The organism is Kitasatospora sp. NPDC057518 (assembly GCF_042802075.1).
In the GTDB taxonomy this organism is placed as follows: Bacteria; Actinomycetota; Actinomycetes; order Streptomycetales; family Streptomycetaceae; genus Kitasatospora.
Genome location: NZ_JBHVEU010000433.1, coordinates 1 through 7,592 on the forward strand (window position 1 = coordinate 1; position 7,592 = coordinate 7,592).

General features: G+C 72.2%; 8 protein-coding genes and 1 pseudogene. 4 read left to right on the forward strand and 5 right to left on the reverse strand.

What is annotated here, in order from left to right; translation table 11 throughout:
• The first annotated feature begins 117 nt into the window (after positions 1 to 117).
• Entirely contained in the window at positions 118 to 1,227 is a 1,110-nt protein-coding gene (locus ACFU7Z_RS32180) for a hypothetical protein (RefSeq protein ID WP_380781367.1), read from the forward strand.
• A 237-nt stretch (positions 1,228 to 1,464) separates the two neighbouring features.
• Here the strand turns inward: ACFU7Z_RS32180 and ACFU7Z_RS32185 are convergent, their stop codons facing one another.
• The 3 genes from ACFU7Z_RS32185 to ACFU7Z_RS32195 form a co-directional block, all read right to left on the reverse strand.
• Positions 1,465 to 1,905 carry a GNAT family N-acetyltransferase gene (locus ACFU7Z_RS32185; RefSeq protein WP_380781369.1) on the reverse strand — a complete coding sequence of 147 codons (441 nt, stop codon included), beginning with the start codon at positions 1,903 to 1,905 and terminating at the stop codon, positions 1,465 to 1,467.
• 17 nt (positions 1,906 to 1,922) lie between these two features.
• Complete coding sequence (locus tag ACFU7Z_RS32190) at positions 1,923 to 2,309, reverse strand: nuclear transport factor 2 family protein (protein ID WP_380781371.1); 387 nt, start codon at positions 2,307 to 2,309, stop codon at positions 1,923 to 1,925.
• Between the two features lie 127 nt (positions 2,310 to 2,436).
• Positions 2,437 to 3,045: a peptidase inhibitor family I36 protein gene (locus ACFU7Z_RS32195; RefSeq protein WP_380781373.1), complete on the reverse strand. Its 609-nt coding sequence runs from the start codon at positions 3,043 to 3,045 to the stop codon at positions 2,437 to 2,439.
• A gap of 308 nt (positions 3,046 to 3,353) precedes the next feature.
• Here ACFU7Z_RS32195 and ACFU7Z_RS32200 point away from each other — a divergent pair, with 308 nt between their 5' ends.
• The gene (locus tag ACFU7Z_RS32200; protein ID WP_380781375.1) at positions 3,354 to 4,136 is read left to right on the forward strand and encodes an alpha/beta hydrolase; all 783 of its coding nucleotides are present in this window, start codon (positions 3,354 to 3,356) and stop codon (positions 4,134 to 4,136) included.
• Positions 4,137 to 4,408: 272 nt separating this feature from the next.
• Positions 4,409 to 4,933 (forward strand): annotated as a pseudogene (locus ACFU7Z_RS32205) (ketosteroid isomerase family protein); the annotation flags it as partial.
• A gap of 58 nt (positions 4,934 to 4,991) precedes the next feature.
• Here ACFU7Z_RS32205 and ACFU7Z_RS32210 read toward each other — a convergent pair.
• Together ACFU7Z_RS32210 and ACFU7Z_RS32215 are read right to left on the reverse strand one after the other, a co-directional pair.
• Positions 4,992 to 5,483: an NUDIX hydrolase gene (locus tag ACFU7Z_RS32210; protein WP_380781377.1), complete on the reverse strand. Its 492-nt coding sequence runs from the start codon at positions 5,481 to 5,483 to the stop codon at positions 4,992 to 4,994.
• 53 nt (positions 5,484 to 5,536) lie between these two features.
• Positions 5,537 to 6,133 (reverse strand): DUF5919 domain-containing protein, encoded by a 597-nt coding sequence (locus tag ACFU7Z_RS32215; RefSeq protein ID WP_310593047.1) that lies wholly within the window; start codon positions 6,131 to 6,133, stop codon positions 5,537 to 5,539.
• A 685-nt stretch (positions 6,134 to 6,818) separates the two neighbouring features.
• On the opposite strand from ACFU7Z_RS32215, the gene ACFU7Z_RS32220 reads away from it, so the two are divergent.
• Entirely contained in the window at positions 6,819 to 7,547 is a 729-nt protein-coding gene (locus ACFU7Z_RS32220; RefSeq protein WP_380781379.1) for an HAD family hydrolase, read from the forward strand.
• Positions 7,548 to 7,592 lie beyond the last annotated feature (45 nt).

Below are 7,592 nucleotides of genomic sequence, written 5' to 3' on the forward strand. Positions count from 1 at the left end.
GTTCGGCACCCGGAGCGGCCGGGCCGCTCCCGGTGCCGAACGGGGCCGGTCCGGAAACCCGCTTGGCCGGCCGCCCCTGAGCTGCGAGGATGCCTCCGTTTCCCAGACGGAGGACAGTTGTTCGTTTTTGTGTGCGCGGGGTGCGGGGCCGAGCTGACCACCGCACTGTTCCGAGTCGCCCTGCCCGTCCACGCCCACCAGAAGTACGGAAACGGGCTCCAACTCCCCGTGCTGATGGAACCCGGCACGTTCGCCGTGGACCCGGAGCCCTGGGGGCCGCCTTGGCGGCGGTGGGAGGAGGTCCGTCCCGACGAGGCGGCCGCCCGCGGCATCCACGCGCCGGTCCCCGCCCTGTCCGACGGTGCGCCCGGCGCGGTCGTCATCGCCCCGGGGGACGCGCGCAACACCCTGCTGATCCCGGAGGGGCGCGGCGGCTCCTGCTGCGGCCTCGACGGTGCCGACGGCCCCAACACGGCCTGTGCGGCCTGCGGTCGGCCGGTGGCGAGCCGGGTCGACGACTGCTCGCTCTGGCAGGCGGTGTGGCTCGCGCCGGACGCCGTGCGTCGCCTCCCCGTCGACGGAGAGCCCGTCGCGCCGCTGTCCTGGACGGAGGCGGTGGCGGAGGGGAAGGGCACGCCCCCGTTCGAGCCGATCGTCACGTGGGGCGGCTCGCGGCTGGGGTCGGGCCACTTCTGGTCGTGGAGCCCGCAGTGGGAGGCCGCGGCCGGCCGGGCCCTCGCCCACCTGCTGGCGGCCTCGGAACGCCGTCCGGTGACCGTCCCGCACGGCCCGGCCGCGGAGGTGTTCCAACGCGCCCTCGACGCCCTGCTGCCCGCGGGCCCGTCGCCGCTGCGCGCCGTCCTGGCCGGACCGGGACTGCCCGCCCCCGACAGCGGGGCCGACATCCTCCTCGTGCCGACCCACCCCCGGACGGGAGAAGCCTGGGCCCCGCCCGCTCAGGCCTCCCACGCGTACCCGGTGCCGCTGCCGGTCGGGGTGTGGCGGTGGCTGGCCTTCCCCGAGCCGCACCTGCCCGTCCCCGCGTCGGGTGGCATGCCCGACGGCGTCCTGCGCGACGACCCGCCCGCTCCGCGCGCCCGTTACCCCTTCCGGGCCGACGAGGGCGTGTTCCGGCACACCCTGGCCCGGCTGCCGGCCGTCCGCAGCCCGTGGCTGCGGGAGATCCTGGAGAACCTCACCCAGTACGTGCGCGCGGGCCTCTTCTGATGTAGGCCCCGGGCCCGAACGGACCCTCGTGTCGATGAGCGCGAGGGTCCGTCATCCCACTCCGGGCCCGCGGCGAGGCTGCCTGCTGCCCACCGGTGTCCGACGGAGCACCCCGCCCCGTGCTCGGAACAACGAGCGGGGCACGCTGCTGCCGTCCCGCTCGGAGTGACGTGCCGTCACCACGCCACGGGAGGCGCAGGAAGTCGGCCCGGCCGACTTCCTACTCCAGAGCGTCGTTCAGCAGCGCGCGCGTTCGTGGTGGACGAGGCCGGCGCTCGTGCAGGTGGGGGTGAATCCGGCCTTGGCGAGGACCCGGCCGGAGGCGGGGTTGGCCTCCCGGTGGACGGCGAGCACCCGGGCGGGCAGGCCGTCGCCGGTGAGGAACTGCCGTACGGCGGCGGTGGCGTGGCCGCTGCCCCGGGCGTCCTCGCGCACGACGTAGCTGAGCCGGCCGGTGCCGCGGCCGGGGTCGAGCCGGAGCCGGACGACGCCGAGCAGGTCCCCGCCCACCTCGATGCCGCGAACGAGGAGCCCGGGGTCCGTGGCGGCCTCGCGGACGTAGGCGAGGGCCTGGACGCCGGTCATCGCGCCGAACCACACATCCGTGGCGGACCCGTCGGCATGGATGCGGCGAACCGACTCGGCGTCGCCGTCGGCCAGTTCACGCAGCCGCAGCACCGGAGCGGGCCGCCGTATCAGGCGAAGACGAGGCGGAAGACCTGGTTATAGACGAAGAAGCCGCCCGGCTGGCCGGGGATCGGCTGCAGGTTGAAGGTCTCGGTGAACTGCATCGGCTTGTCGAAGGCGTTGTCGACGGCGAGGTTGCCGGTCACCAGGACCAGGACGCCGCCGCCCGGAGCGGGCTGGGCGTCGGAGGAGGTGACGCTGTGCTTGACGACGGCGAGTTCGGGCTTGTTGATCGTCTCGATGATGCCCGACTGCCCCTGGACCTGCTTGCCCTCCCAGGTGAGCATCGACTCGGGGCGGTAGAGGCTCGCCAGGTTGTTGCGGGTGGCGCTGCCGCCGTCGAAGGTCGCGTAGTAGTGCTGGACGAACGAGTTCGCGATGCTGGTGAAGTCCATGGGCCGGAACGTAGCAACGCGACCGTGCCGAGCACCCGCAGTGGACCGTTCTTGTCGTGCTCCGGTCGCCTGTGTGGTAGCGAGTGGGAAGTCGGCGTGGCCGACTTCCCACTCCGGCGCGGCCGTTCTAGCAGGGGCTGAGCCAGTAGACCCAGCCCCAGGGGGCCGCGCGGTCCTCGCTGTAGCCGCCGGGCGAGGTCCAGCCGACGTTGCCGTCGGCGCCGTAGAACCTGGCGTACAGCGTGGACCGCTGGTTGTTGATCCACGATCCGGTCCCGGTCCAGTAGATGCGGACCGGGTAGTTGCAGGTGAACAGGCGCAGTTCCTCGCCCGTGAAGTTCGTGCCGCTGTACGCGCACACGTAGGTGTACGGGCAGCCCGAGGACAGGGCGGGGGAGTCGCCCTTGGCGGCGAGGTCGCGGGCCCGCTCCTCCCCGGGCAGGGGGAGCAGCAGCTCGCCGCCGGGCAGGGCGATCTTGTTGACGGCCACCTGGCTCGCCCCGGGGGTCTTGGCGAGGTAGTCGTCGACCCGGTCCTGCAGGCTCCTGGCCTGGGCACCGCTCAGCCCCAGGTCCCGGGCCTGCGCCGAGAAGCCGGCCTGGCCGGCGCCCGTGCCGCCCGCGCCGGTGGCGGCGGACGCGGCCGGGGCGACGCACACCGCCAGGGCGGCCGCGACGGCGAAGGGCACCGCGAGCAGACGCTTCTTCATGGTTCCCGCTTTCAGGCGTTTCAGCATGAAACCTCCTTGTAGGGGTCCTTCGGAAGCCCATCCTGTCCGGGCGCGGAAGCGGGGGTCTTGTAGGAATGCGTACGGCCGCTTGGCACCGGGGCGCGTGGAGCCGTGATCACGTGGCCGGGAAAAGGGTTGGACGGGACGAGGCCCGGGCTTGTAGCTTGCAGTCGACCGTGACACCGCCCGAGGAGGTGATACCCATGACCGCAGTACCGATATGGGTGCTCCCCTTGGGGTTCACGGCCGGCGACTGACGCAGGGTGTCGCCGGGAGCGCCGCGATGAGCAGGCAACTCCCGAAAGGCCACACCGATGCACTCTTCCCAGCCCCTTCACTTCACCGCCGAGTCCACGGCGGACGGCATGACCGAACGCGACTTCACCGTGGGCGGCGTCCCCGGCGTGCTCTGGTCACCCGCCTCCCCTGCCACCGGCACCGGTCGCGCGCCCCTGGTCCTGATGGGCCACGGCGGCGGCGCCCACAAGAAGCACCCCTCCATGGCGGGCCGGGCGCGGCTCCTGACGGCCGGCTGCGGCTTCCACGTCGCCGTCCTCGACGCACCCGGGCACGGCGACCGGCCGCGCAGCGCGCAGGACGAGGCGGACATCGCCGAACTGCGCGCGGCGCAGGCGGCGGGCGAGCCGGATGGCCCGGTCGTCGTCCGCTACAACGCCCGCCTGGCCGAGCTCGCCGTACCCGAGTGGCAGGCGGCCCTGGACGCCCTCCAGGAGCTGCCGGAGATCGGCGCCGACGGGCCGGTGGGCTACGTCGGCATCGCCATGGGCACCGCGCTCGGCGTGCCGCTGGTGGCGGCCGAGCCCAGGATCACGGCCGCGGTCTTCGGACTGATGTGGCCCGACGCCCTGGTCGAGCAGGCGCGGCGGATCACCGTCCCGATCGAGTTCGCCATGCAGTGGGACGACGAGCGCATCCCGCGCGAGGCCGCCCTCGCACTCTTCGACGCCTTCGCCTCGACGGAGAAGACACTGCACGCCAATGCGGGCAAGCACTTCGACTTCCCCAGGTCAGAGGCCGACAGCGCGGCCCGCTTCCTCACCCGGCACCTCGGCCGGACGGCCACCTCGCCGGCGTGACGTGCGCGGTCGCGGCGCCCGGCGTGCCGGGCGGGCGCCGCGACCCCTGGCAGCATCGTCCCGACGAACAGCCTCGGACGCTCCCGGGGCGGTCCGGCCTCCGAGAGCCGAACAAACAGTGCCGGAACGGTTGAACCCGCATTCTGACGACGACCTCCCTGTGAGCTCGCCCGCCATGACTTTCACCACGGGATGCGAAGACATCGGTGCTCACTTCGTGAGGGGCTACTACGCCCACTTCGACGAGGGCGGCGAGTCCCGCGCAGGCGTGGCGGGGGTTCTACGCGGAGGACGCGCTGCTCACCTTCGAAGGCCAGCAGGTCCAGGGACGACTGGCCATCGAGGCGAAGCTCCGGGACCTGAGCAACGTCGACAGCCAGCGGCTGTCCGATGGGGGCGTGCTTACCGTTGTCGTCGGCAAGCTCGGGTTCGACGACTCGGCCGTCGACTTCACCGAGACCTTCGTGCAGACGCTCACCGGCAACCACCTCTCCCTCAGCCACCACGCCTTCCGGCTGGCTTTCTCGCCCGCCTGGCGGAGGTGGCTCTGGAGCCGAGCCGCACCTGGGCGCGGACGGCCGCTGCCGCCCGCTGCCCCCGGCCGTCACGCCGCGACTGCGGGCGGACCACCCGCAGTTGGAGCCCGTGGGGGAGAAGATCCGCCTCCCGCGAATCGAACCGGGCCCCGGCCCCGCACAGGAGCGGGGGAGGGCCCGGCCGGAGGGGTCCTTGGAGTCGTGCACGGACATGAGGCCGGGGACGCCGTCGGCGACCGCCCTGCCGCGAGGGGTCCGTAAGGGCGCGCGCGGGCTCTGGCCATGGACGGCGGAGCGGGAAGTCGGCGGGGCCGACTTCTCACGCGAGGCGTTCGGGGGTGGCTGTGAGGCGCCGGCCGTCGTGGGAGCGGACGCGGGCGGGGCCGGGGTGCAGGGCGTCGAGGACGCGGACGGCGTAGACCTCGGCCATGCGGTCGGCGACCTCGTCGGGGGCCAGCCAGGCGATGGCGGTGGACTCGGAGGAGAGCCGTTCGGCGCCGCCGGTGGGGTGGCAGCGGAAGACCAGGGTCACGACGCCACGGGCCATGTTCTTGTAGACACCCGTGAGTTGGTCGACGGCGACCTCGATGCCGGTCTCCTCTCGGATCTCGCGGCACAGGCCGTCCTCGACGGTCTCGGCGAGTTCGAGGACGCCGCCCGGCGGCTCCCAGGCGCCGTTGTCGGCCCGCCGGATCGCCAGCACGCGCCCGTCCTCGCGGACGACCACTCCCGCGACGGACACGGAGTGGAGCGCTGCGGGAGAGGGATCGGCGGCGCCGTCCCCGCAGCCGTTCCGGCCGCCGCTGTTCATGGTGGTGCCCTCCTGGTTGAGCGGTGGAGCAGAAAGTCGGCGGGGCCGACTTCCTATGCGCGGGCCGGGTCGGTGGGGATGGTGTTGCCCCGGGACCAGAGTTCCTCGATGTGCTCGGCGAAGCGGTCGAACATGCCGTTCTCCTCGCTGCGTCGCAGGTGCATCAGCGGGGAGTCGTGGCCGACGGTGCGGGCCAGGTGCGGGGTGACCAGGGCGTGTTCGTCGAAGCGGAAGACGGACAGGCCGATGTGGTTCGGGCCGTCCTCCGGGGAGCTGAAGCGCGCCTCGACGCCCTGGCTGCCGGAGAGCTTGGCCAGGTGCTCCAGCGTGACCCGGATCCGGGTGGACACGGTGAGGGCCACGTCCTCGATCTGCTCGCGCCGGCGCGTCGTCCCGGACTCGGGATCGCCGAGGAGGAAGCGGATGCGGCAGCCGCTCTCGGCCTTGCGCCGCAGGGTCTGGAGGAGGGCGGGCTGCTCCAGCCAGACGAAGTAGTTGGTGTACCCGGCGAGGAAGACCTCGGACCGCGCCTCGGCGATCAGCTGCGCCCAGACCGACTGAGGGCAGGCCGACCGGTGCGGATAGACGGCGAACACCTCCCGGTCGTGCCCGGTCTTGACGTTCGCCCGGACGCTGTTGGGCCAGATCACTCGTTCATCAACCCCTGAAGCCGCGCAGACATCGGTACGGTTCCGCTGATGCGGCACCAGCGCTGCATCGGAGAGCCAGTGTTCCACTGTCCCAGGCGTAAGAAGCCGTTGGCGGGTCTCCTGGAGGAGCGGGAGCCGGCCGCGCGCGAGCGCGTGGAGGGGCTTCGGGAGGCGGCGGACCGGGTACTCGCTGAGCTCGCCGAAGCGGAGACGGCCTGGACAGGCAGGTGAAGCCGGCCCGGAAGCCGGTGATTCCTCCGGGCCGGTGCCCGCGACGAACGCTCCCGCAGGAGTCTCCCTACCGAGGGCCCGCGCGATCGGGCTCGATCGTCCCGGTGTGGCGTCCCGCGCTTTCCACGGACGCGCTCGCTCCCCACCGCCAGCGCGTCCTCGCCACGCTCACCGGGCAAGCATCCGGCGGGAAGCCGGTGATGTCCTGTCAGAAGATCAACTTCCGTACTCGGACTGGAGCCGGTTCCGGCTAGTGTGGAAGGAGTTCGATCGAGGATGAAGCGGTCGGCCGACCGGGGGTGGGCCGACGAGCCCGCCCCGGGACGGTTCACGCTCGCCGCCGGGCCGGCCGGCGGCTCATGGGCCTCGTCATCGGCCACGGCACCATCCGCTCATGCCCGGCGGGGCAGCGAATCGTCTCGTCCTCGCGTGATCGCCAACGAAAGAGCAACCGATGCAACCGATTGTCCTGTTCGACCTGGACGGCCTTCTGATCGACTCCGAGCCGGTCTGGGACGCGGCAAAGCGTGACGTGTTCGGTCCGCTTGGCCTGCACCTCACAACGGAGATGCAGGCGGCGACGCGCGGGCTGCGGCAACGGGACATGGTGGCCTACTGGTTCGATCGGGCCACGATTCAAGCCGACCCCGACGACGTCGAGCAGCAGATCGTGGCCGCCGTGTGCCGCAGGTTGGAGGGAGTGGCGCTGAAACCCGGCGCCGAACACGCCGTCGCGGCGTGCGCGCGTGCATCGAGGGCGATGGCCGTCGTGTCGTCTTCGCCGGAGTCGGTGATTCGGCATGCGCTCGCGAGCACCGGCCTTGACCGATCCTTCGATGCCGTGTTCTCGGCCGAAGACGACGAACACGGCAAGCCCCACCCGGGCGCCTATCTCCGCGCAGCCGCCGCCCTCGGCGCGTCACCCGACGAATGCGTCGTGATCGAGGACTCGCTCAACGGCGTCCTCGCCGGCGTGTCAGCCCAGATGACGGTCGTCGCCGTTCCCGAGGCCGCTGATCGCAGTGATCCTCGCTTCGCGATTGCCACGCTGGTACTGGAGTCCCTCGAGGATCTCGATACCTCTGTATTCGGCGCGTATGTGTCCGGGGGGAGCCGGGACGCCACGTGGGCATCGCGTGCTGTGGATCCTCAACCGTTCCGCGAACCGGATCGTGCTGTATGACGCCCTCGATCGTGGGTTCGGGCCTTCACGGGTGAAGGCCCGAAC